Below are 683 nucleotides of genomic sequence, written 5' to 3' on the forward strand. Positions count from 1 at the left end.
ATCGTGATGATTCGGTTAATGCTCAAACGATTAACAAAGAACCACACCCGATGGAAAGAAAAGACCGCTTAATACTCATTTACAAACACACTCTAATGCTGCATTCAATCGCATTCATCAGATTTGTTCATACAGCGATCTTCGTATTCTTCAATGTCATCATGGCAGTTCTACTGTATGAAGTTGTTGCTGACAAGATCTCGATCCTCACCTGGATTGTAGTCGGCTTGTTTGCGATCGAAGTAATCGTTCTCATCGCCAATAATTGGACTTGTCCTCTGACAATTTACGCCGAAAACTTGGAATCCTATCGTGGTCAAACAACCGACATTTTCTTCTTGCCTAAGTGGTTCGGCGATCGCATGTTCATATTCTATGGTGGCTTGCTCATAGTTGCACTTTTGTTTCTTTTAGTTAGATTATTGACTTGATGGAAGCAATTTTGGCTAACTGCTGAAAGAGAAGTCAAGCCATACTTTTTCGTTCAGTTTTAAAGCTTTGTAATATATTCAATCAATTCATACAGCAATAGTCCGGACATTTTTTGACAGGAAAGCTATCCATCGGATAGGGTGCCAGTATCAATCAAGCACCGGATGAATAGCGATGGAAGTCATTGTACAGAGCCTACTGACCAAAGTGGGCATTTTCGCAAACCGCAAGTGACGTTTTTGGTGACGTTG

At 40.7% G+C, this 683-nt stretch carries 1 protein-coding gene; it reads left to right on the forward strand.

Annotated features, from left to right (window positions below; translation table 11 throughout):
• Positions 1–431 (forward strand): hypothetical protein (locus A8707_RS30095; RefSeq protein WP_068820426.1); only part of this gene is annotated, 431 nt, incomplete at its 5' end.
• Positions 432–683: the final 252 nt, after the last annotated feature.

The sequence above is a fragment of the Phormidesmis priestleyi BC1401 genome (assembly GCF_001650195.1).
Lineage (GTDB): Bacteria > Cyanobacteriota > Cyanobacteriia > Leptolyngbyales > Leptolyngbyaceae > Phormidesmis_A > Phormidesmis_A priestleyi_B.